Annotated in this window: 21 protein-coding genes; 7 read left to right on the top strand and 14 right to left on the bottom strand. The window is 72.3% G+C overall.

Features of this window, described 5'->3' with window-relative positions:
- The first annotated feature begins 58 nt into the window (after nucleotides 1–58).
- The 3 genes from ACIQGQ_RS11780 (at nucleotide 59) to ACIQGQ_RS11790 (ending at nucleotide 2,619) form a co-directional block, all read left to right on the top strand.
- The gene (locus tag ACIQGQ_RS11780) at nucleotides 59–1,078 is read left to right on the top strand and encodes an acyl-CoA desaturase (protein WP_402393824.1); all 1,020 of its coding nucleotides are present in this window, start codon (nucleotides 59–61) and stop codon (nucleotides 1,076–1,078) included.
- The gene (locus ACIQGQ_RS11785) at nucleotides 1,075–1,761 is read left to right on the top strand and encodes a TetR/AcrR family transcriptional regulator (protein ID WP_402393827.1); all 687 of its coding nucleotides are present in this window, start codon (nucleotides 1,075–1,077) and stop codon (nucleotides 1,759–1,761) included. The genes ACIQGQ_RS11780 and ACIQGQ_RS11785 overlap by 4 nt, the downstream gene beginning before the upstream one ends.
- A gap of 255 nt (nucleotides 1,762–2,016) precedes the next feature.
- Nucleotides 2,017–2,619 (top strand): Uma2 family endonuclease, encoded by a 603-nt coding sequence (locus ACIQGQ_RS11790; protein WP_402394802.1) that lies wholly within the window; start codon nucleotides 2,017–2,019, stop codon nucleotides 2,617–2,619.
- A gap of 25 nt (nucleotides 2,620–2,644) precedes the next feature.
- On the opposite strand, the gene ACIQGQ_RS11795 is transcribed toward ACIQGQ_RS11790, so the two are convergent.
- Both ACIQGQ_RS11795 and ACIQGQ_RS11800 read right to left on the bottom strand, forming a co-directional pair.
- Nucleotides 2,645–3,010 (bottom strand): VOC family protein, encoded by a 366-nt coding sequence (locus tag ACIQGQ_RS11795; RefSeq protein ID WP_402393830.1) that lies wholly within the window; start codon nucleotides 3,008–3,010, stop codon nucleotides 2,645–2,647.
- Entirely contained in the window at nucleotides 3,007–3,816 is an 810-nt protein-coding gene (locus ACIQGQ_RS11800) for a trans-aconitate 2-methyltransferase (RefSeq protein WP_402393833.1), read from the bottom strand. Before ACIQGQ_RS11800 ends, ACIQGQ_RS11795 begins: the two co-directional genes overlap by 4 nt.
- A gap of 88 nt (nucleotides 3,817–3,904) precedes the next feature.
- Here ACIQGQ_RS11800 and ACIQGQ_RS11805 point away from each other — a divergent pair, with 88 nt between their 5' ends.
- The gene (locus ACIQGQ_RS11805) at nucleotides 3,905–4,399 is read left to right on the top strand and encodes a MarR family transcriptional regulator (RefSeq protein WP_352276865.1); all 495 of its coding nucleotides are present in this window, start codon (nucleotides 3,905–3,907) and stop codon (nucleotides 4,397–4,399) included.
- On the opposite strand, the gene ACIQGQ_RS11810 is transcribed toward ACIQGQ_RS11805, so the two are convergent.
- The 4 genes from ACIQGQ_RS11810 to galT all read right to left on the bottom strand — a co-directional run bounded on the left by ACIQGQ_RS11810 (nucleotide 4,361) and on the right by galT (nucleotide 8,632).
- Nucleotides 4,361–5,158, bottom strand: a complete 798-nt coding sequence (locus ACIQGQ_RS11810) for a response regulator transcription factor (RefSeq protein ID WP_366292323.1) — start codon at nucleotides 5,156–5,158, stop codon at nucleotides 4,361–4,363. The genes ACIQGQ_RS11805 and ACIQGQ_RS11810 overlap by 39 nt on opposite strands.
- Nucleotides 5,159–5,445: 287 nt before the next feature.
- Nucleotides 5,446–6,615 carry a galactokinase gene (galK, locus tag ACIQGQ_RS11815; RefSeq protein ID WP_402393836.1) on the bottom strand — a complete coding sequence of 390 codons (1,170 nt, stop codon included), beginning with the start codon at nucleotides 6,613–6,615 and terminating at the stop codon, nucleotides 5,446–5,448.
- The gene (galE, locus tag ACIQGQ_RS11820) at nucleotides 6,612–7,592 is read right to left on the bottom strand and encodes a UDP-glucose 4-epimerase GalE (RefSeq protein ID WP_402393839.1); all 981 of its coding nucleotides are present in this window, start codon (nucleotides 7,590–7,592) and stop codon (nucleotides 6,612–6,614) included. Before galE ends, galK begins: the two co-directional genes overlap by 4 nt.
- Nucleotides 7,589–8,632, bottom strand: a complete 1,044-nt coding sequence (gene galT, locus ACIQGQ_RS11825) for a galactose-1-phosphate uridylyltransferase (protein WP_402393842.1) — start codon at nucleotides 8,630–8,632, stop codon at nucleotides 7,589–7,591. Before galT ends, galE begins: the two co-directional genes overlap by 4 nt.
- A gap of 266 nt (nucleotides 8,633–8,898) precedes the next feature.
- On the opposite strand from galT, the gene bla reads away from it, so the two are divergent.
- On the top strand, nucleotides 8,899–9,846 hold the full coding sequence (gene bla, locus ACIQGQ_RS11830) for a class A beta-lactamase (protein ID WP_402393845.1): 948 nt from the start codon (nucleotides 8,899–8,901) through the stop codon (nucleotides 9,844–9,846).
- A gap of 26 nt (nucleotides 9,847–9,872) precedes the next feature.
- On the opposite strand, the gene ACIQGQ_RS11835 is transcribed toward bla, so the two are convergent.
- From ACIQGQ_RS11835 to ACIQGQ_RS11855, 5 genes are all read right to left on the bottom strand, one after another.
- Nucleotides 9,873–10,550, bottom strand: coding sequence for a LuxR C-terminal-related transcriptional regulator (locus ACIQGQ_RS11835; protein WP_402393848.1), 678 nt, complete (start codon nucleotides 10,548–10,550; stop codon nucleotides 9,873–9,875).
- A 168-nt stretch (nucleotides 10,551–10,718) separates the two neighbouring features.
- The gene (locus ACIQGQ_RS11840) at nucleotides 10,719–12,638 is read right to left on the bottom strand and encodes a PQQ-binding-like beta-propeller repeat protein (protein WP_402393851.1); all 1,920 of its coding nucleotides are present in this window, start codon (nucleotides 12,636–12,638) and stop codon (nucleotides 10,719–10,721) included.
- 169 nt (nucleotides 12,639–12,807) lie between these two features.
- Complete coding sequence (locus ACIQGQ_RS11845; RefSeq protein ID WP_402393853.1) at nucleotides 12,808–14,646, bottom strand: PQQ-binding-like beta-propeller repeat protein; 1,839 nt, start codon at nucleotides 14,644–14,646, stop codon at nucleotides 12,808–12,810.
- Between the two features lie 283 nt (nucleotides 14,647–14,929).
- Nucleotides 14,930–16,714 (bottom strand): PQQ-binding-like beta-propeller repeat protein, encoded by a 1,785-nt coding sequence (locus ACIQGQ_RS11850; protein WP_402393856.1) that lies wholly within the window; start codon nucleotides 16,712–16,714, stop codon nucleotides 14,930–14,932.
- Nucleotides 16,715–16,859: 145 nt separating this feature from the next.
- Nucleotides 16,860–18,677 carry an ABC-F family ATP-binding cassette domain-containing protein gene (locus ACIQGQ_RS11855; RefSeq protein ID WP_402393858.1) on the bottom strand — a complete coding sequence of 606 codons (1,818 nt, stop codon included), beginning with the start codon at nucleotides 18,675–18,677 and terminating at the stop codon, nucleotides 16,860–16,862.
- Between the two features lie 131 nt (nucleotides 18,678–18,808).
- Between ACIQGQ_RS11855 and ACIQGQ_RS11860 the strand changes: the two genes are divergently transcribed.
- Both ACIQGQ_RS11860 and ACIQGQ_RS11865 read left to right on the top strand, forming a co-directional pair.
- Nucleotides 18,809–19,060 (top strand): type II toxin-antitoxin system Phd/YefM family antitoxin, encoded by a 252-nt coding sequence (locus ACIQGQ_RS11860; protein ID WP_376685884.1) that lies wholly within the window; start codon nucleotides 18,809–18,811, stop codon nucleotides 19,058–19,060.
- The gene (locus ACIQGQ_RS11865; protein WP_376685883.1) at nucleotides 19,057–19,317 is read left to right on the top strand and encodes a Txe/YoeB family addiction module toxin; all 261 of its coding nucleotides are present in this window, start codon (nucleotides 19,057–19,059) and stop codon (nucleotides 19,315–19,317) included. Before ACIQGQ_RS11860 ends, ACIQGQ_RS11865 begins: the two co-directional genes overlap by 4 nt.
- Here ACIQGQ_RS11865 and ACIQGQ_RS11870 read toward each other — a convergent pair.
- The 3 genes from ACIQGQ_RS11870 to ACIQGQ_RS11880 are packed head-to-tail and all read right to left on the bottom strand — an operon-like array spanning nucleotide 19,305 to nucleotide 22,026.
- Nucleotides 19,305–20,222 carry a 4-(cytidine 5'-diphospho)-2-C-methyl-D-erythritol kinase gene (locus tag ACIQGQ_RS11870; RefSeq protein ID WP_402393861.1) on the bottom strand — a complete coding sequence of 306 codons (918 nt, stop codon included), beginning with the start codon at nucleotides 20,220–20,222 and terminating at the stop codon, nucleotides 19,305–19,307. The two genes, ACIQGQ_RS11865 and ACIQGQ_RS11870, sit on opposite strands and share 13 nt — an antisense overlap.
- On the bottom strand, nucleotides 20,219–21,115 hold the full coding sequence (gene rsmA / locus ACIQGQ_RS11875) for a 16S rRNA (adenine(1518)-N(6)/adenine(1519)-N(6))-dimethyltransferase RsmA (protein WP_402393863.1): 897 nt from the start codon (nucleotides 21,113–21,115) through the stop codon (nucleotides 20,219–20,221). Before rsmA ends, ACIQGQ_RS11870 begins: the two co-directional genes overlap by 4 nt.
- Before the next feature lie 44 nt (nucleotides 21,116–21,159).
- Nucleotides 21,160–22,026: a TatD family hydrolase gene (locus ACIQGQ_RS11880; protein WP_402393865.1), complete on the bottom strand. Its 867-nt coding sequence runs from the start codon at nucleotides 22,024–22,026 to the stop codon at nucleotides 21,160–21,162.
- Between the last annotated feature and the right edge of the window lie 32 nt (nucleotides 22,027–22,058).

Below are 22,058 nucleotides of genomic sequence, written 5' to 3' on the forward strand. Positions count from 1 at the left end.
GGTTACGGAACCGTAGCCGGAGCTGTCCTTCGTCTTTCTCTTCCCCAGGGGACCCCCCATGAACACCAGCCCCGCCGCGCTCGACGATCCCCGGTCCGCCGCGGCCGACGACGGCCGGCCCCTGCCCTCAGCGACGCTCGGCGGGGACAGCAAGCGGTCGATCGAGCAGATCGCCCTGCTGCTGTTCATCGTGGTGCCGTTCGTGGCGCTGGTCGCGGCGGTGCCGCTGGCCTGGGGGTGGGGGGTGAGCTGGCTGGATCTGGGGCTGCTGGTGGCGATGTACTTCATCGGCTGTCACGGGATCACGATCGGTTTCCACCGATACTTCACGCACGGCTCGTTCAAGGCGAAGCGCCCGTTGCGGATCGCGCTGGCGGTCGCGGGGTCGCTGGCGGTGGAGGGGCCGGTCGTGCGGTGGGTGGCGGATCACCGCAAGCACCACCGGTTCTCCGACGCGGAGGGCGATCCGCATTCGCCGTGGCGGTTCGGGGAGAGCCTGCCCGCGCTGATGAAGGGCCTCTGGTGGGCCCACATCGGATGGATGTTCGACGAGGAGCAGACGCCGCAGCAGAAGTACGCCCCCGACCTGATCAAGGACCCGGCGGTCCGCGCGGTCTCGCGTCACTTCGCGACGTTCACGGCGGTCTCGCTGCTGCTTCCGCCGCTGGTGGGCGGACTGGTGACGATGTCGTGGTGGGGTGCGGCGACGGCGTTCTTCTGGGGCTCGCTGGTCCGGGTGGCGCTGCTGCACCATGTGACCTGGTCGATCAACTCGATCTGTCACGCGGTGGGCAAGCGGCCGTTCAAGTCGCGCGACCGGTCGGGGAACGTGTGGTGGCTGGCGGTGCTGTCCTGCGGCGAGTCCTGGCACAACCTGCACCACGCCGACCCGACGAGTGCCCGGCACGGCGTGATGCGCGGTCAGATCGATTCGAGTGCCCGGCTGATCCGCTGGTTCGAGAAGCTGGGCTGGGCGTACGACGTGCGCTGGCCGGACGCGGCGCGGATCGACTCCCGCCGGGTCGGTGCCGGTCCGGCCGACGCCCGGCGCGACCGCGGACGTACCGAGACGGCATGATTGACGACGTGGCGACCGACTCCAGTACCAGCAGCGAGAACACCCGTCCCTCCTCCTCCCGGCGTACCCGCAGGGTGCGGATGACCGGGAAGGAGCGCCGGGAGCAGTTGCTGGACATCGGTCGCACGCTCTTCGCCGACAAGGGTTTCGAGGGCACGTCGGTCGAGGAGATCGCGTCCCGGGCCGGTGTCTCCAAGCCGGTGGTGTACGAGCACTTCGGTGGCAAGGAGGGGCTGTACGCGGTGGTCGTGGACCGCGAGATGCGCCAGCTCCTCGACATGGTGACCGGTGCGCTGACCGCGGGGCACCCCCGCGAGCTGCTGGAGCAGGCGGCGTTCGCCCTGCTCGACTACATCGAGACGTACACCGACGGCTTCCGCATCCTGGTCCGCGATTCCCCGGTGGCCCAGTCGACCGGGACGTTCGCCTCCCTGATCAGCGACATCGCCACCCAGGTGGAGGACATCCTGGGCCTGGAGTTCAAGGCGCGCGGCTTCGACCCGAAGCTGGCCCCGCTGTACGCGCAGGCGCTGGTGGGCATGGTCGCGCTGACCGGCCAGTGGTGGGTGAACGCCCGCAAGCCGAAGAAGTCGGAAGTGGCCGCCCACCTGGTGAATCTGGCCTGGCACGGCCTGGAGAACCTGGAGTCGAAGCCGAGACTGATAGGCCACCGGAAGAACTGAACCGGGGCTGTTCACCCGTTGTGATGACGGCTGGGCGATATGCGCCCTAGGGGGTGTCTGATAAATGAGTGCGGGTGAAGGAGCGGGGTCCGGTGCGTGCGATCGCAAGGCGCCGGGGCGTCCGCGTGGCGGAGCCACGTGGGCGGTTCGGCAACGCCGCGAGCGTGCGTGCCGGACCCCGCGACGCCGCAGGCATTTGTCAGACACCCCCTAGTGTGGTTTTGAGGGCCGAGGATCCCGCCTATGGGAGGAACCATGACCGCCGAGCCGTTCGCCGGGCACAGCAGCCGCTGGCCGGTGCCGCCCCAGGGCGGATACACGGTGGACGACCTGTTCACCTTGCCCGATCTCCCGCCGCACACCGAGTTGCTCGACGGGAGCCTGGTCTTCGTGAGTCCGCGGCGCCGTTTCCGCGCCAAGATGATCGATCTGCTGATGACCGGCCTGCGCGCCTGGATCCCGGCCGAGTTCAAGGCCGAGCGGGAGATGACGGTGATCCTCGACAGCCGCAACGGCCCCGAGCCGGACATCTCGGTGGTGCGCTCGGACGCGATCACCGATTACGACCAGACCCGCTTCCACGCCGCCGACGTACTGCTCGCCATCGAGGTCGTCTCGCCGGACTCCGAGGCCCGGGACCGGGACGCCAAGCCGCGCAAGTACGCGGAGGCCGGGATTCCGAACTTCTGGCTGGTCGACATGGCCGGTACCGACCACCACCCCGTGGTGCGGGTCTACGAGCTGGACCCGGTGTCCAAGGCGTACGCCCTGACCGGCATCCATCACGACCGCCTCAAGACGGCCGTGCCGTTCCCGGTCGACATCGACATCACCGGGGACGCCCTGGCCCGGCTGTGACGGCCGGGCCTTCGGGCGGCGGGCTTCAGCCGTCCACCGGTTCCAGGAACTCCAGACGGTTGCCCACCGGGTCCTCGGCGTAGAAGCGGCGGTGGCCGGGGAGGTGGTCGTCCCAGTGGACGTCGGCGCCGTGTGCCGCGAGGCGGGCGGCAAAGGCCTCGATGCCCGTGACGCGCAGGCCCGGGTGGGCCTTGCGGGCCGGGCGGAAGTCCGGCTCGATGCCGAGGTGGAGCTGGACGGGCCCGGCCCGGAACCAGCAGCCGCCGCGGGCCGCGAGCGCCGGGGGCTTGGGAATCTCCGTCATGCCGAGCACCCCCGCGTAGTAGGCGCGCAGGGCGTCCTCCGAGCCGGGCGGGGCGGCGAGCTGCACATGGTCGAGGGCGGCGATCAACGGCTCTCCTTGTGTGCGACGGCGAAGACGCGGCGGAACGGGAAGACCGTGCCGTGCGGGCCGGCCGGGTAGGCGGTGCGCAGCAGGTCGCGGTAGTCGGCGAGGAAGGCGTCGGAGGCCTCGGGGTCGTCGGCGAGGGCGGTCAGGACGGGGCGCAGGCCGGTGCCCTTCACCCAGTCGAGCACCGGGTCCTCGCCGGGCAGCAGATGCAGGTACGTGGTCTCCCAGACGTCCGCGGTGAGGCCGGGGGCGGTCAGCGCGTCGAGGTAGGCGGCTGGGGTGGCCACGGCGTCGGCGTGGCGCAGGTGGCCGGAGAGGCGGTCCCGCCAGCGCGGGGAGTCGGCGAGTTCCCGCATCAGGGCGTGGCTGGGCTGGTCGAAGTTGCCGGGGACCTGGAAGGCGAAGGTGCCGCCGGGGGTGATCGCGTCGAGCCAGGCGGGAAAGCGGGCGGTGTGGCCGGGGACCCATTGGAGCAGGGCGTTGGAGATGATCAGGGCGTGCGGTTCGGCGGGGGTCCAGGTGGCGGCGTCGGCCTCGGCGAAGTCCAGGCGGGGGCCGGTGTGGGCGCGGGCCCGTTCGAGCATCTGCGGGGAGTTGTCGTAGCCGGTGATCCGGGCGTCGGGCCAGCGGTCGGCGAGCAGGGCGGTCGCGTTGCCCGCGCCGCAGCCGAGGTCGGCGATGCGGGGTGCGGGGGTGGCCGGGAGGCCGGGGACGCGGGCGAGGAGGTCGAGGAAGGGGCGGGTGCGGTGGTCGACGTGGCGCAGGTACTGGTGCGGGTCCCAGGAAGGGGTGCCGGGTGCGGTCATGGGGCCAGGATCACGCCAGAATTATCTTGATGTCAAGACACTTGAATTCAAGAGACTTCATGTCGACAGACCAACTACACTGATCCGCATGGAGGACGAGGTCGACCGACTGGTCGCTGCATGGCGCCGCGAGCGCCCCGACCTCGACGTGGAACCACTCGAGGTGCTCAGCCGCGTCTCCCGCCTGGCCAGGCACCTGGACCGGGCCCGCCGGATCGCCTTCTCCGAGCACGATCTGGAGCCCTGGGAGTTCGACGTGCTGACGTCGCTGCGCCGGGCCGGGGCCCCGTACCAGCTCTCCCCCGGCCAGCTGCTCACCCAGACCCTGGTCACCTCCGGGACGATGACCAACCGGATCGACCGGCTCACCAAGAAGAACCTCGTCGAGCGGCTGCCCGATCCGAACGACCGCCGCGGCGTCCTCGTCCGGCTCACCGCCGAGGGCCGCGACAAGGCCGACCAGTCACTGGCCGGGCTGCTGGCCCAGGAGCGCGCCATCCTGGGCGAGCTCTCCACCCAGCAGCGGGGCGAACTGGCCGGGCTGCTACGCCAGTTGACCGCCCCGTTCGACAACATCCCCTAGCGCGCCGCCCGGCGGGGCCGGGTCGGCCGGGCCGACGCCCGCTCGGCGGGCCAGTGCGACCGCGGCCAGGGTGGAGTGCACGCCGAGCTTGCCCAGCACGTTCTGCATATGGGTGCGGACCGTGTGCGGGGAGAGGAAGAGGCGTTCGGCCACCGCCTTGCGGCCCAGGCCCGCCACCATGCAGCGCAGCACCTCGCGCTCGCGCGGGGTCAGCGACTCGACCAGCTGCTCGCTCTCGCTGCGGTGCTTGCGCGCCGCCGTCAGCTCCCGCAGTACGCCGGTGAGCAGCGCCGGGGGCAGATGCGTCTCGTCGCGCAGCACGCCCCGGACGACCGCAAGCAGGCGTTGCAGCGAGCAGTCCTTGGCGACCCAGCCGGCGGCCCCCGCCTGGAGGGCGAGCGCGGCGCGCCGGGGGTCGTCCCGCTCGGCGAGCACCACCGTGCGCACCGAGGGGCGCCCGGCGCGGACGCCGGCCACCAGCGAGATGCCGTCCACCGGGGCGTTCCCCCCGTCGGCCGGGACGGGGACGGGGCCCGGGGCCGGGCGGTCGCCCGCCGGATCCAGGGTGCCGAGGTCGGCGTCGACCAGCATCACGTCGTAGCCGCGTCCCTCCGCCGCGCCCCGCTCCAGGCACCGTAACGCCGCGGGGCCGCTGCCCGCCGCCGACACCTCGACGTCCGGTTCGGCCGCCAGCGCCGCCGCGAGCGACTCGGCGAAGATCCGATGGTCGTCCACCACGAGAACCCGGATACGAACCACAGGCACCCCCCTACGTGTCTGTCCCTGGGGCCACCCCGGGGACGACGAAAAGGGGCCGGTCAGTGCGGGTACGGCGCCCCGGATCGGGAATTCGGACCGCAGTCCCACGGCCGCCGCCGTGTGCCGACTGCGAACCCTCCCCGGGTGCCGTACCCGACTGTCTCGTACCCCTGAATCAGCACCGGCCCCCACCGGTGCTGTGCATCAGGGTACGGGCGCCGGGCCCCAGTGGAAGTGAATTCACAGAACTGGCCCATGCCGCTTGGGTGTTCGGGCCATAACCGGGGTTACGCGAGGCGGCGGGCACCTGCCGAGGGGACGGCCGGGAAGATGCGCGGGGCCGTGTACCCGGCCTCGGCGAACGCCTTCCGTACGGCGTCGGAGACCTGCTCCGCACGCTCCTCCTCGACCAGGACGATCGCCGAGCCGCCGAAGCCGCCGCCGGTCATCCGCGCGCCGAGCGCCCCGGCCGTCCCGGCCGCCGACACCACCAGGTCGAGCTCCGGGCAGGAGACCCGCAGGTCGTCGCGGAGCGAGGCGTGCCCGGCGTCCAGGACGGGGCCGACGGCGCGCGCGTCGCCCGCGTCGAGGAGCGCGATGACCCGCTCCACCCGCTCGTTGTCGCCGACCACATGGCGTACGTAGCGGATCACGGACTCGTCCACCCCGGCCCCGGCCAGGGTCTCCAGCGCCTCGCCGAGCCCGGCGTACGGGATCTCGCGCAGGGTGGCCACGCCGAGCGCCGCGGCGCCCGCCTCGCAGCCGGCCCGCCGCTCGGCGTAGGCGCCGTCGCCGAGCGCGTGCTTGACCTGGGTGTCGACGACCAGCAGCCGCAGCCCCTGGGCGGACAGGTCGAAGGGGACCTGGCGCCGGGTGAGGTCGCGGGTGTCGAGGTGCAGGGCGTGGCCCTCGGTGCAGCAGGCGGAGGCCATCTGGTCCATGATCCCGCAGGGCACGCCCACGAAGGCGTTCTCCGCGCGGCGGCCGATCACCGCCAGCTCGGGCAGGGAGAGCCCGAGGCCGAAGAGGTCGTTCAGGGCGAGGGCGGTGACGACCTCCAGCGCGGCGGAGGAGGACAGGCCCGCACCGGTGGGAACGGTGGAGCTGAGCTGGATGTCCGCCCCGGTGACCGGGTGCCCGGCCTCGCGCAGCGCCCAGGCCACCCCGGCGGGGTACGCGGCCCAGCCGTGGCCCTCGTGCGGGGCCAGTCCGTCGAGCCGGAGCCGGACGACACCGCCGGGCACGTCGGTGGAGTGGAGCCGCAGTTCGCCGTCGGTGCGGCGGGCGGCGGCGGCGAGCGCGGTGTGCGGCAGGGCGAGCGGCATCACGAAGCCGTCGTTGAAGTCGGTGTACTCGCCGATCAGGTTGACCCGGCCGGGGGCGGCCCAGATCCCTTCCGGCGCGTACCCGTAGAGCTCGGTGAAGGAGGCGGTCAGGGCACCGGTCTCGGTGGTCATGGGGCGGTGGGCTCCTCTCGGCGGGCGAAGTTCCAGGCGTCGGTGACGATTCCGGCCAGGTCGGCGCGGGACGGGGTCCAGCCGAGCCGTTCCCGGGCGGTGGCGGCGGAGGCGACGAGGACGGCGGGGTCGCCCGCGCGGCGGGGGGCGACGACCTCCGGGACGGGGTGGCCGGTGACCTCGCGGACGGTCTCGACGACCTCGCGGACCGAGAAGCCGTTGCCGTTGCCGAGGTTGCAGATCAGGTGCTCGCCCGGGGTCGCGGCGTCCAGGGCGAGCAGGTGGGCCTCGGCCAGGTCGGCGACGTGGATGTAGTCGCGTACGCAGGTGCCGTCGGGGGTCGGGTAGTCGTCGCCGTACACCGAGATCGAGGCGCGGCGGCCGAGGGCGACCTGGAGGACCAGCGGGATCAGGTGGGACTCGGGGTCGTGCCGCTCCCCGCAGGTGCCGTACGCCCCGGCCACGTTGAAGTAGCGCAGGGAGACGGCGGCCAGTCCGTGCGCGGCCGCCTCGCCGGTGATCATGTGGTCGACGGCGAGCTTGGTGGCGCCGTAGGGGTTGGTGGGCGCGGTCGGGTCGGTCTCGGTGATGGGGGTGGTGGCCGGTTCGCCGTAGGTGGCGGCGGTGGAGGAGAAGACCAGGGTGCGCACCCCGGCGTCGCGCATCGCGGCGAGCAGCGCGAGGGAGCCCCCGACGTTGTTCACCCAGTACTTCTCGGGGTCGGTGACGGACTCGCCGACCTGGGAGTACGCGGCGAAGTGGAGGACCCCGTCGTAGGAGGCGTCGAGCCACTTCCCGGCGTCCTGGACGCGGCCCTCGATGAACTCGGCGCCGGCCGGGACGCCCTCGCGGAAGCCGGTCGAGAGGTCGTCGAGGACGGTGACCGTGTGGCCGGCCTCCAGCAGGTGCTGGGCGACCACGCTGCCGACATATCCGGCACCGCCGGTGACCAGGTACTTCTTCCGGGGCTCGCTCACTGGCTCGCTACCTCTCTCAGTCGGCTCGCCGCTGCTTCCGGCGGCACGTCGTTGATGAACACGTTCATGCCGGATTCGGAACCCGCGAGGAACTTCAGCTTGCCGGAGGTGCGTCGGATGGTGAAAAGCTCCAGATGGAGCCCGAACTCCTCCCGCCCCTCGACGCCGAACGGGGCCTGGTGCCAGGCGGCGATGTACGGGGTCGGCGGCTCGTCGGGGCCGAAGATCCGGTCGAATCGACGCAAGAGTTCCAGATAGATCTGTGGGAACTCTGTGCGCGCGGCCTCGTCCAGCTCCCGCAGGTCCGGGACGCGGCGGCGCGGGTGGAGGTGGACCTCGTACGGCCAGTGCGCCGCGTACGGCACGAAGGCGACCCAGTGTTCGCCGGCGAGGACGATCCGGGAGCCGTCGGCCTCCTCGCGGGCCACCACGTCGTCGAAGAGGTTGCCGCCGGTCCCGGCCCGGTGGGCGGCCAGGGAGCGGAGCATCAGCTCGGTGCGCGGGGTGACGAAGGGGTAGCCGTAGATCTGCCCGTGCGGGTGGCCGAGCGTGACGCCGATCTCGGCGCCCCGGTTCTCGAAGCAGAACACCTGCTTGACCTGCGGGAGTTCGGCGAGGGCCGCGGTGCGGTCGGTCCAGGCCGCGAGGACCAGGGCGGCCTGTTCCTCGGTGAGGTCGGCGAAGGACGCCTCGTGGTCGGAGGTGAAGCAGACGACCTCGCAGCGGCCGGAGTCGCCGGCCAGCGAGGGGAAGCGGTTCTCGAAGACGGCGACGTCGTACGCGGCCTCGGGGATCTCGCTGTGCTTGCCGCCCTGCGAGGGGCAGAGCGGGCACTCGTCGGCCGGCGGGTGGTAGATACGGCCCTGGCGGTGCGAGGCGATGGCCACGCTGTCGCCGAGGAAGGGGTCGCGGCGGATCTCGGAGGAGGTCGACACGGCGCCGAGCGGGCGCTGGTCGACGGCCTCGCGCACGGTGTCCTCGCGGCGGTCGTAGTAGATCAGCTCCCGGCCGTCGGCGAGCGTCGTAACCGTCTTCTTCACCAGTCTCCTCCCAAACATAACCAAACACAATGAATCACAAGTCAACAAAGGCGTCAATGAGTGGTCCCCGCTCCAGGGCGTGCGGGAGGGCCCGGAAGGGGGCGGAAAGGTGCGGAGAACGCACGGAACCGGCCATTCGCTGTTGGACCGTCCGACCGTGCCGGAGCCAGAGTGTCCCCACTCCCCCGCCACCACCGGGACGGAGCCTTCTGCCGCTCCGTCCCCCGACTGCCCTGCCCCGAGCGGGGCGACCGGAGGTCCGGATCATGCGCCATGTCACTTTCCGCCGCACCAGGCTCGGTGCGCTCGCCGCCGTTCTCGCGTTGACCCCGCTGACGGCCTGCGGTGCGGAGTCAGAGGACCGGGCCGCGTCCCCGTCGTCCGTACCGTCCCCGTCCGCCCCGGCCCCGGCGGGGAAGGGCGCCGTGAAGCCGTACGCGGGGCGGCTCAAGGCGCTGGAGCGCGAGTTCGACGCCCGGCTGGGCGTGTACGCCGTCGACACCGGCACCGGGCGGGAGGTGGTGTTCAACGACCGCGAGCGGTTCGCCTTCAACTCCACGTTCAAGGCCCTGGAGGCCGGTGCCGTGCTGCGCAAGTACTCCCTCGGCGGGATGGACAAGCGGGTCAGGTACACGCGGGACGATCTGATCCCCAACTCTCCCGTGACCGAGAAGAACGTCGGGACCGGGATGACGCTGGTCGAACTGTGCGACGCCGCCGTCCGCTTCAGCGACAACGCGGCGGCCAACCTGCTGTTCGACGAGCTCGGCGGGCCCGCGGGACTCGACGCCGTACTGGAGGGCATCGGGGACGACGTGACCCGGATGGACCGCCGCGAGACCGCGCTGAGCCGGTGGGTGCCGGGTGAGCAACGGGACACGACGACGCCCCGGGCCATCGCCGGGGACCTGCGCGCCTTCGTCCTCGGTGACGTCCTCGCGAAGCCGGAGCGGGCGCAGCTCACGCGGTGGCTGCGGGACAACACCACCGGGGACGAGCTCATCAGGGCCGGGGTGCCCAAGGGGTGGGAGGTCGCCGACAAGACCGGGACCGGCACCTACTACGGCGGCCGCAACGACATCGCCGTGGTGTGGCCGCCGGGATCCGCGCCCGTCGTCATGGCCGTCCTCTCCCACCGCAACGCCAAGGACGCCCCCTACGACAACCGGCTGATCGCCCGGGCGGCGGCCGTGGTCGGCGCGTCCCTGTCCTGACGGCGGAACGGGCTTCGGGACACGTCCTACGCGGTTCCGGGGCGGGCGGCGCGGTCCAGCAGTCCGGTGCGGGCGGCGAGGGCGGCGGCCTCCAGGCGGGAGCCGACGCCCAGCTTCATCAGCACCCGCTGCACATGTGTCCGCGCGGTGCTCGGCGCGATGCCCATCCCGGCCGCGATGACCCGGGTGTCCTCGCCCTCGGCGACCCGGACCAGGACCTCGACCTCGCGCGGGGTGAGCAGCCGGAGCAGCCGCCGGCCCTCGTCGTCCGGTGCCGCGGCCGGGTTGAGGAGTTCGGTGAAGGCGGTGCGCAGCAGTTGCGGCGCGACCGCGGCCTCGCCGGCCCGCGCCTTGACCATGGCCCGCTCGACGCCCTCCATGCGCTCGTCGTGGCGGACGTATCCGGCCGCGCCGGCCGCGAAGGCCGCCGCGATGCCGCGCGGGCTGGGCACCGGTCCGAGCACCACGACGGCCACCTGCGGGCGCTCCCGCCTGATCCGTGCGACCGGGTCGAAGATGCCGGGGGCGGCGGGGGCGGCGGTGCCGAAGAGGCAGACCTCCGGGGCCCTGCTGACGACCAGTTCGGCCGCGCCGGCCGTCGGCGCGGTCGCCGCGAGGACGCGGTGGCCGCGGAGTTTCATCGCCGAGGCGAGCGCCTCGGCGAGCAGCCTGTGATCATCGACCACCATCAGCCGCACGCCCATCGCACACACCCCCGTCGCACCGGCACGCCGGGCCCCCCGGCTTTCCTGGTCCGGCAAGTTACACGCTTGTTCGACGCCGGGGGGCGCCTTACGGCCAAAAGGCGACGGGACACGCGAAGGGGGGTGGCGCCCGTCCCCGGGCACCACCCCCCTCGTACCTGCGCGCGGTCAGCCCCGGCTGAAGCTGATGACCAGTCGCCGGTCGTTGTCCAGCGAACCGCTCGGCTTGCTGACCATCGTGCTGGCCAGGAAGAGGTGGCCGTCGCTGTAGAGGAACTCGGAGTAGTCCGGCGTGAAGCTGGTCTCCGCGTTGCGGACCGATTCGTCGCTCGGGTTCTCCATCAGCACCGTCTGCTTGAAGGTGGCGCCGCCGATGGAGACGACCTGGCCGCCCTTGTCGTACGGCGGTTCCCGGTACGCGATGATGTTGCCGCCGTCCATCCGGAGCGGGAACATCGTGTAGCGGTTGCCCGCGTCGGCCCGGTCGCCGGTCTGCTTTCCGGTGGTGAGGTCGAAGGAGACGATCTCGTTGGTGTTGCCGTAGTCGCCGGTGCCCTCGTGCTCCTCGGTCGGCAGGTAGATGCGGTTGTTGCCGACCGCAAGCTGGCTGCAGCTCTCGACCTCGGTGGAGGCGCAGCGCGCCGCGTACTTCTCGGCGTCGGCGGCGATCCGGGTGGTCAGCTTGCCGGTCTCGGCGTCGATCGAGAAGAAGTCCGAGATGCCGCTGCCGTCACCGGCGGTGTCGCCGACGTCGGCCGCGACCACCAGCGGCTTGGTGGAGACGATGCTCGCGTAGTCGACGCCGGGCGGCATCTTGTACGAGGAGATGGGGGCCCCGGAGGTGGGGTTCAGCGCCTGGATGACGAGCTGCGGGTCGTCGTACTTGCCGCACTTGCGGACCACGGCGAGTGCGGGGCCGCCGCCGTAGCCGAGGTCGTAGCAGCCGTCGGAGGAGGCCTTCGGCTTCCAGCGCTCGGCGCCGGTGTTCAGGTCGAAGGCGGCGCCGCCCTCCAGGCCGCCCGCGGCGACGGTGGTGCCGCTGACGGTGACCTCGGCGAACCTGACCGGGGCGTCACCGCTGGTGGCGGCGGTGATCGACTTGCTCCAGAGCAGCTTGCCGGTCTTCAGGTCGAGCGCGCCGACCTGGTTGCACGGCGGGTACTTGAGCTGCTTGGTGGGCTTGCTCTGCTGGAAGAGGATCGCGGTCCGGAAGTCGTCGGACATGTGGCGGGAGGCGGCGCAGACCTGGCCCGCGAGCGGGATGGACCAGAGCTTGGCGCCCTTCTTGGCCGGGTCGTAGGCGACGATCTCGTTCAGCCCGGTCTTGACGTACGCCTTGTCGGTCAGCCAGGAGCCGTCGACCTTGGTGACCTCGGTGACCTTGGGCACCGGGAGCTGGAAGGCGACCGTGGACTTGGGGTCGGAGGGGGCCTTCTCCTTGCCCGCGCCGTCGGTGGCGCCGCCGCCCTTGTTCTCGCCGTCCGTACCGCCGGTGGTGCCGCCGGACTGGGTGGCCTGGTCCTTCTTGCCGTCGCCGCTGTTGGCGTACCAGATCCCGCCGCCCACGATGAGGACGACGGCCACGGCGGCGGCCACGATGATCTGCATCTGGGTGGTGAACTTCTTGCCGCCGCCGGTGTTCTGCGGCGGCATCGGCTGCTGCTGCATCGGCGCGGTCGGGTAGCCGTAGCCCTGCTGGGGCGGCGCGCCGGGCGGCATGCCCTGCGGGAAGCCGTAGCCCTGCTGCGGCTGGCCGGGCACGGGGGCCTGCGGGTAGCCGTAGCCGGGCTGCGCGGGCTGGGTCTGCGGGTAGCCGTAGCCCGGCTGGGTCTGCGGGTAGCCGTAACCGGCGCCCGGCTGCTGTTGCTGCGGCGGGGTCGGGGCGCCGTACCCGCCGGGCGGCGTCGCGGGGGACTGCGGTGCCTGGGGCGTCTGGGGTGCCTGAGGAGGCTGGGCACCGGCGGGCGGCGGGGTCGGAGCGCCGAATCCGCCGGGCGGCGGGTCCTGCGGGGCACCGAACCCACCCGGCGGCGGGTCCTGCGGGGCGCCGAATCCGCCCTGGGGCGGCTCGTTGGGCGGCTGCGTCATGGCGTACGTACCTCTGGGAGGGGACTGGAGGGACTGGAAGGAAAGAGAGTGGTGGGACGGGGGCCGGCGGGGCGGGCGGTGCGATCCGGCCGCCCCGCCGGCCGTGAGCCGTGGGGCTTCGGCGGCCGGTCCCCGGTGAGGTCCGGCCGTCGAGGGACTTCCTGAGCCGTCAGTTGCCGAAGGCCATCATGGTCTTCGTCTCCAGCTCTTCCTTGTCGTTTCTGGCGCTGACCCGGCCGCTCGCGAGGAAGGAGCGGCCGTCCGCGTAGAGGATCTGCGGCCGGTAGAAGCTCTTCTCCAGCTGGGACGTCGACGCGGGGTGCGTCAGCACCGTCTTCATGGCGCCGCCGGTCGGGGCGAGGGTGGCGATGCCGCCGCCGCGCTGGTAGCCGGGCTCGACGTAGAGCAGCACGTTGGCGCCGTCCATGCGCAGCGGCTTCACCGTGGTCTTGGCCGGGGCCGTGGCCTTCCACTTGGGCTTGCCGGTGTTCAGGTTGAACGCCACGACCTTGTTGGTCTGTTCGAGCCTCGTGCCCGCGTCGGTCGCGATGTAGAAGGTGTTGGCGTCGGCGGCGACCCCGGTGCACCCGTCGAGGGACTTGCCGAAGACGGCGAAGGCGCTGCCGCAGTCCGGGGCGAACGAGTCGCCCTTGTCACTGGAGAGGCCGGAGCGCAGCGTGCCGTCGTGCTTCAGCGCGAGGATGCTCCACTCCTTCTCCTTCTTCAGCGAGACGACCAGCGGGTCCACCGAGTAGACCTTGTCGATCTCCCAGCCGCGCTTGGGCTGGTACGTCCACCGGGCCTTGCCGGTCGCCGGGTCGATCTCCTGGATCTGGTGCTGCGGGTTGTCGACGTCGTCGGTGCGGCAGTTGGCGGCGGCGATCAGCTTGGACCCGCCGGCGAAGGCGAACGGCTGGCAGTTGCCCGCGGGCTTGCCGAACAGCTCCTTGCCGTCGCTGACCCGGTACGCGTTGGAGTTCCCGGTGCGGGCGACGGTGACCGTGTCGCCGCTGATGGCGAGGGAGATGTCCGAGAGGAAGTCCCAGGTTCCGTTCTTCTTGACGGCCTTCTTCCAGCCCGCCTTGCCGGTCTTCAGGTCGATCATCTGGAGGTCCGCGCAGTCGGCCCGGCTGGTGGTGCCGTTCTTGACCCCGATGACGATCTTGCCGTCGGCGGTGGTCTGGTTGGGGGCCGCGCACAGGTCGGCGGGCAGGTCGATCGACCACTTCTTCTTGCCGTCGGCGACGGAGTAGCCGGCGATCTGGCGGTACATGCCCTTGACGATCGTGTCGCCGACCACCCAGGGGCCGCGTACGTCGGAGCCGCTGCGCGGCAGGTCGACGTCGTTCGTCTGGAGCCAGAGGACCTTGGCCTCGCCGGACTTGCGCCCTGCGTTGAGGTCGCTGTCGCCGCTGCGGCCCGTACCGTTGCCGTCGCCCTGGTCGACGGAGGCGGAGACGCTCGGCTTGGCGCTCCCGCTCTCCTTCGCGACGGGCTTGTCGTCGGAGCCGCCGCTCGTGGCGACGTAGACGCCGGTGCCGATCACCGCGAGCGCAGCGACCGCGGCGCCGATGATGATCGCGGGCTTGCGCTTGGCGGAGCCGCCGCCCGGACCGTCCGGGACCGGAGCGCCTGGGTACTGCTGCTGCGGGTAGCCGTAACCCGGCTGCTGCTGGCCGTACGGGCCGGGCTGCTGGCCGTAGGGTCCGGGCTGCTGGGCGTACGGGCCCGGCTGCTGCTGGGTGTGGGGGCCGGGCTGCTGCCCGTACGGACCCGGCTGCTGGGCGTACGGTCCGGGCTGCTGCTGGCCGTACGGGCCGGGCTGGGGCTGGGGTGGCTGCTGCGGCTGTTGAGGGGCCTGCTGCGGGTAGCCGTAGCCCGGCTGGGTCGGCGGCGGGGCCTGGGGCGGCTGGGGCGGGGCCTGGGGCGGCTGAGGACTTCCCGGCGGCGGGTCCTGCGGCGCGCCGAAGCCTCCCTGCGGCGGTTGCTGGCTGGGCGGCTGGGTCATCAGCACGTCCCCCTTCGTGCGGTCCGGATGCCCGTTCCGTTCTCCCCCGCGATTCCGCGGAACACCACGGGGCCGAAGCCCCGCCGAATTCCCCGGAAAGGAGCGAATCGGGCATGGATCCCGCGGCGTTACGTCAGTCGAGCGGGGCTTCTTTGTACCACCCGCGCGTGCCCGGACAGCGGGTCGGTCCATCCCCTGTTCCCAAGGGAGAACCGCCCCGTGATGGCTCCGTTACGCCTGGGACCTTGCGTTCGTACCAAGGTCTCCACCCGTCGGCGGCCGGTCAGTCGCCGAACATCTCCAAGGACTTCGCCCGCACTTCGTCCCCGTCCTTGATCCCGCTCATGAACGTGGTCATCACCAGGGAACGGCCGTCCCGGTAGACGACCCGGGGCTGGAAGAGGGAGCGCTCGGTCGGCGATCCCGCGTCCGGGTGCTGGAGCAGCAGTTCGGGCTTGCCGCCGGTCTGCGGCAGGGCGGCGATGGCACCGCCCTTCTTCGATTCCGGTTCCACGTAGAGGATCAGCCGGCCGTTCTCCGTCCGCAGCGGCATCATGCCCTGTCCGGCGGGGGCCTGGGACCGCCAGCGGGGCTTGCCGGTGGCCAGGTCGAAGGCGACGACCTTGTTGTCGACGGCGGAGTCGGAGGCGTCGGCGCCGAAGGGCTTGGTCGCCAGGTAGACCGTCCGGTCGTCGGCGGCCACCCCGGCGCAGTTGTCGAGGTTCCCGTTGCCGGTGATCAGGTCGGAGTCGCACTGCACCCGGTAGTCCTCGCCCTTGCCGCCGACCAGCTGGGAGCGGTAGGTGCCGTTCGGGTTGAGCGTGATGATGGCCCAGCCCTTCTCCTCCTTCTTCTCCAGGGAGACGACCAGCGGATCGACGGAGTAGAACTGCCCGACCTGCCAGCCCTTCTTGACCTTGTACTTCCACAGGAGCTTCCCGGTGGCCGGGTCGATCCGCTCGACCAGCTGCTCCTTGTGGTCGTCCTCGGCCGTCTGGCAACTGGCCGCCGCGATGCCCTCGGGCCCACTGGCGAATCCGAACGGCTGGCAGTTGCCCGGGAGTTCACCGAAGAGCACCTTGCCGTCACTGATCCGGAAGGCGTCCGTCCGGGTGGTGCGGCCGACGGTCACGGTGTTGCCGTTGGTCGCCATCGCGAGGTCGGAGAGCATGTCCCAGGCGCCCTGGCGCCGGTAGCTCTTGAACCAGCCGGCCTTGCCCGTCCTGAGGTCGACCATCTGGAGCCCGTTGCACATCGCCTTGTCGCCGTTGCCGACCTCGACCCCGAGGACGATCCTGCCGTCGGCGGTCGCCTGCGACGGGGCCCCGCACATCCGGCCGGGCAGCTGGAGGTTCCACTTCTCGGCGCCGTCGCCGACCGCGTAGGCGGAGACGGTGCGGTACATCGCCTTGACGACGGTGTCGCCGACGAACCAGGGGCCGTACGCGCTCTGGCCGTTGCGGGGCAGGTCGATGCCGCCCTCCTGGAGCCAGAGGACCTTCGCCTCGCCCTTGCCGCGCAGCTTGTTGATGCCGTCGGCCTCGCCGCGCAGGTCGCTCGGGCCGGGGCTCTCCTCACCCTTGCCGGTGGGCTCGGGGGCGGGGGTGGTGGGGCCGTCGCTCGCCTTCGCGCCGGGCGGCGGGTCGTCGCTGCCGCCGGTGGCCAGCCAGACGCCGGCCCCGGCGAGCAGCGCGATCGCGAGCGCGCCGCCGACGATCGCCCCGCGCCGCCCCCGGAAGAAGCCGCCCCCACCGGAGGAGCCGCCCGGCGGAGGGCCGGGGGGTGTCCGGGGCGGTGCGCCGTACGGGCCGGGCTGGGCGGGCACGTTGTACGGACCGGGCTGGGCCGGTGCGTTGTACGGCCCGGGCTGCTGGGACGGGGCGCCGTACGGGCCCGGCTGTTGCGGCGGGGCGTTGTAAGGGCCCGGCTGGGCGGGTGCGCCGTACGGGCCGGGCTGCTGCGGCGGCTGGCCGTACGGGTTCGGCTGCTGACCGTACGGGTTCGGCGGTGGGTCGTACGGAGCCCCGAAGCCCTCCTGCGGCGGTTGCTGGCCAGGCGGCTGGGTCATCAGCACGTCCCCCTTCGTGCGGATCGGCCCGGCTGCGGCACCGGGGCAAGGTTTCTTTCTATCACCCGCCCCGTGAGCCGCATCCGTCACACCTGACGCATCCGCCGCACCCGTCGCGCCTTCGTCGGCTACCGGGTGTCAGCCGTCAGGCGTCCTCGGCCAGTTCGAGCCAGCGCATCTCCAACTCGTCGCGCTCGGCGACCAGTTCGCGCAGTTCCGCGTCGAGCGCGGCGACCTTCTCGAAGTCCGTGGCGTGCTCGGCGATCTGCGCGTGCAGCTTGGTCTCGCGGGTGGAGATCTTGTCGAGCTGCCGCTCGACCTTCTGGAGCTCCTTCTTCGCCGCGCGGGCGGCCTGCGGGGAGACCGCCGCCGCCGGGGCGGCCGTCTCCTTGGCCGGGGCGGGGGCGGCGGACGGGGTGGCCGCCTCCTCCATCCGCTGCCTGCGCTCCAGGTACTCGTCGATCCCGCGCGGCAGCATCCGCAGCGTGCGGTCGCCGAGCAGGGCCATCACCCGGTCCGTGGTGCGCTCGATGAAGAACCGGTCGTGGGAGATCACGACCATCGACCCGGGCCAGCCGTCGAGGAGGTCCTCCAGCTGGGTCAGGGTCTCGATGTCGAGGTCGTTGGTCGGCTCGTCGAGGAAGAGGACGTTCGGCTCGTCCATCAGCAGGCGCAGGATCTGGAGCCGGCGCCGCTCACCGCCGGAGAGGTCGCCGACCGGCGTCCACTGCTTCTCCTTCGTGAAGCCGAACCGCTCGCAGAGCTGGCCCGCGGTCATCTCCCGGCCCTTGCCGAGGTCGACCCGGTCGCGTACCTGCTGGACGGCCTCCAGGACCCGCAGCGCCGGGTCGAGCTCGCGGACCTCCTGGGAGAGGTAGGCCAGCCTGACGGTCTTGCCGACGACGACCTTCCCGGCGGCGGGCTGTACGTCGCCCTGGGTGCGGGCCGCCTCGGCGAGCGTCCGCAGCAGCGAGGTCTTGCCCGCGCCGTTGACCCCGACCAGGCCGATCCGGTCGCCGGGGCCGAGCTGCCAGGTGAGGTGCTGGAGCAGGGTCTTCGGGCCGGCCTGGACGGTCACGTCCTCAAGGTCGAAGACGGTCTTGCCGAGCCGGGCGTTGGCGAACCGCATCAGCTCGCTCGTGTCGCGCGGCGGAGGCACATCGGCGATCAGCTCGTTGGCCGCCTCGATGCGGTAGCGCGGCTTGGACGTACGGGCGGGGGCGCCGCGGCGCAGCCAGGCCAGCTCCTTGCGGACCAGGTTCTGCCGCTTGACCTCCTCGGTGGCGGCGATCCGCTCGCGCTCGGCGCGGGCGAAGACGTAGTCGGAGTAGCCGCCCTCGTACTCGTAGACCGAACCGCGCTGGACGTCCCACATGCGGGTGCAGACCTGGTCGAGGAACCAGCGGTCGTGGGTGACGCAGACGAGCGCGGAGCGGCGGGCGCGCAGATGGCCGGCGAGCCAGGAGATGCCCTCGACGTCGAGGTGGTTGGTGGGCTCGTCGAGGACGATCAGGTCCGGCTCGCCGATGAGCAGCTTGGCCAGGGCGATCCGGCGCCGCTCGCCGCCGGAGAGCGGGGCGATGACGGTGTCCAGGCCGTGCTCGAAGCCGGGCAGCGCGAGGCCGCCGAAGAGGCCGGTGAGCACGTCGCGGATCTTGGCGCTGCCCGCCCACTCGTGGTCGGCGAGGTCGCCGATCACCTCGTGGCGGATGGTGGCCCCGGGGTCGAGCGAATCGTGCTGGGTGAGGACGCCGAGCCGCAGCCCGCCGCTGTGCGTGACGCGTCCGCTGTCCGCCTCCTCCAGCCGGGCGAGCATCCGGATCAGCGTGGTCTTGCCGTCGCCGTTGCGGCCCACGACGCCGATCCGGTCCCCCTCGGACACACCGAGGGACACCCCGTCGAGCAGGGCACGGGTGCCGTACACCTTGCTGACCTGCTCGACATTGACCAGATTGACGGCCATTTCACTCCTGCCCGGATGGATCGATCGGCTTCCCAGGGTACGGGGCGCCGATCTCTTGCCCACCCGGTTCCTCCGCCGTACAGTTCCCTGTACGTACAGATTCCTGTACATCACCACACCGGGAGGCGAGCATGCGCACCATGACCTACACGGAATCGCGTGCCAAGTACGCCGAGACCCTGAGCTCCGTCGTCAACGACCGTGAAGAGGTCATAGTGACGCGTGCCGGTCACGAGCCCGTGGTGATCGTGGCACTCGACGAGTACGAGGCCATGAAGGAGACGGCCTACCTCTACCGCAGCCCGGAGAACGCGCGGCGCGTCCTGGCCGCGATCGATGACCTGGAGAACGGTGGCGGCACCGTACGGGAGCTCACCGAATGAAGTTCGTCTGGCACGAATCGGCGTGGGCGGACTACGTGTGGTGGCAGGCCCAGGACCGCAAGATCCTCAAGCGGATCAACACCCTCCTCCAGGACATCGCCCGCAACGGAAACGAAGGCATCGGCAAACCCGAACCTCTGCGGCACGGATTCCACGGCTACTGGTCCCGCCGGATCAGCGACGAACACCGGCTCGTCCACCGCGTGGTCGAGGACGAGGTGCGCATCGCCTCGTGCCGCTACCACTACGGGAGGTAGTTCCCGCCCTCCCGGACGACCGTGGCCCCCGGGGCCGGGGACGCGGCGGTGCGGGCCTCGCGGCAGGTGCCGGAGGCCATGAGGGCGTCGGCCACCTTGCGGGCCGACTCCTCGTCCGCCGCCAGGAAGGCGGTGGTCGGGCCGGAGCCGGAGACCAGGGCGGCCAGGGCCCCCGCGGCGGTGCCCTCGGCGAGGGTGTCGGCGAGCGAGGGGCGCAGCGAGAGCGCGGCGGGCTGGAGGTCGTTGGAGACCGCCGCGGCCAGGGCCTTCGGGTCGCCGGTGCGCAGGGCGTCCAGGAGGGCGGGCGAGGCGGTGGGCGCGGGGACGTCGGTGCCCGCGGTGAGCCGGTCGAACTCGCCGTAGACGGCCGGGGTGGAGAGGCCGCCGTCGGCGACCGCGAAGACCCAGTGGAAGGTGCCACCGACCTCGATCGGGGTGAGGTGCTCCCCGCGCCCGGTGCCGAGGGCGGCGCCGCCGACCAGGCTGAACGGGACGTCGCTGCCGAGCTCCGCGCAGATGGCCAGCAGCTCCTCGCGGTCGGCGCCGGTGTTCCAGAGGGCGTCGCAGGCCAGCAGGGCGGCGGCCCCGTCGGCGCTGCCGCCCGCCATGCCGCCGGCGACGGGGATGTCCTTGGCGATGTGGAGGTGGACGTCGGGGGCGATGCCGTGCCGTTCGGCCAGCGCGATCGCGGCGCGGGCGGCGAGGTTCGTCGCGTCCAGCGGGACCTGGGCCGCGTCCGGGCCGGAGCAGGTGACGCGCAGCGCGTCGGCGGGGGTGACGGTGACCTCGTCGTACAGGCCGACCGCGAGGAAGACGTTGGCCAGGTCGTGGAAGCCGTCGGGGCGCGGGGCGCCGACGGCGAGCTGGACGTTGACCTTGGCCGGTACCCGGACGGTGATGCTCACGCGTCGCTCCCTGTGGGCTCGCTGGTGCTGCTGCTCGGCTTGTTCTCGGCGATGGCGGCGAACTCCTCGACGGTGAGCGCCTCGCCCCGGGCCTGCGGCGAGATCCCGGCGGCGAGCAGGGCGGCCTCGGCGGCGGGGGCGGACCCCGCCCACCCGGCCAGGGCGGCCCGGAGCGTCTTGCGGCGCTGGGCGAAGGCGGCGTCCACGACCGCGAAGACCTCGGTGCGGCTCGCCTTCGTGGCGAGCGGTTCGGTGCGCCGGACCAGCGAGACCAGCCCGGAGTCGACGTTGGGCGCGGGCCAGAAGACGTTGCGGCCGATGGAGCCGGCCCGCTTGACGTCCGCGTACCAGGCGGCCTTCACGGAGGGCACCCCGTAGACCTTGTTGCCCGGCCGGGCGGCCAGCCGGTCGGCGACCTCGGCCTGCACCATGACGAGCGTGCGCTCGATGGACGGGAACCGCTCCAGCATGGTCAGCAGGACCGGCACGGCGACGTTGTACGGGAGGTTGGCGACCAGCGCGGTGGGCGCCGGGCCGGGCAGCTCCCGGACGAGCATCGCGTCGGAGTGCACCAGGGCGAACCGGTCGGCCCGCTCCGGCAGCCGGGCGGCGACGGTGGCGGGCAGCGCACCCGCCAGCACGTCGTCGATCTCCACGGCGACCACCCGGTCCGCCGCCTCCAGCAGGGCCAGCGTCAGCGAGCCGAGCCCCGGGCCGACCTCGACGACGACGTCGTCCGGGCGGACCTCCGCCGTCCGTACGATCCGGCGGACCGTGTTGGCGTCGATGACGAAGTTCTGGCCGCGCTGCTTGGTGGGGCGTACGCCCAGCGCGGCGGCCAGTTCACGGATGTCTGCGGGGCCCAGGAGGGCGTCGGGCTCTGTGGTGCTCACCTGTAAAGCGTAAGGGCACCCCGCGCGGCGCCCCCGCGCCTCGGTCAGTAGTCGAAGGCCCTCGCCGTGTTCGTGGCGACCGCCTCGGCCAGGACGTCCTCCTCGACGCCCTTCACCTCGGCCATCGCGCGCAGGGTGACCGGGATCAGGTACGGCGCGTTCGGCCTGCCCCGGTACGGGGCCGGGGTCAGGAACGGCGCGTCCGTCTCGACGAGCAGCAGCTCCAGCGGGGCGACCTCCAGGGCGTCCCGCAGCGGCTGGGCGTTCTTGAAGGTGACGTTGCCCGCGAAGGACATGTAGTACCCGGCGTCCGCGCAGATCCGGGCCATGTCGCCGTCGCCGGAGTAGCAGTGGAAGACGGTGCGCTCGGGGGCGCCCGCGTCGGCGAGGACGCGCAGGACGTCCTTGTGGGCCTCGCGGTCGTGGATGACCAGCGCCTTGCCGTGCCGCTTGGCGATCTCGATGTGGGCCCGGAAGGACTCCTCCTGGGCGGCCATGCCCTCGGGGCCGGTGCGGAAGTGGTCGAGCCCGGTCTCGCCGACGCCGCGTACGTGGTCGAGGGCGGCCAGGGCGTCGATCTCGGCGAGGGCCTCGTGGAGTGCGGCCCGTCCGCCGGCCGGGCGGGCGCCCTGGCGGGCGGTGCCGTCCGGGTCGCCGTGCACGATGCGCGGGGCCTCGTTGGGGTGCAGCGCCACCGCCGCGTGGACCTGGGGGTGTGCGGCGGCGGTCTCGGCGGCCCAGCGCGATCCGGCCAGGTCGCAGCCCACCTGGACCACGGTGGTCACATTGACCGCGGCGGCCCTGGCCAGGGCCTCCTCGACGGTCGCGTCCTGCATGTCCAGGTGGGTGTGCGAGTCTGCGACCGGCACCCGGAGGGGTTCGGGCAGTGGCGGGGCTTCGGTACGGCTCATGCGGACGATCGTACGAGGGCGCGCCGGTGGCC

Source organism: Streptomyces sp. NPDC092952 (genome assembly GCF_044754785.1).
GTDB lineage: Bacteria > Actinomycetota > Actinomycetes > Streptomycetales > Streptomycetaceae > Streptomyces.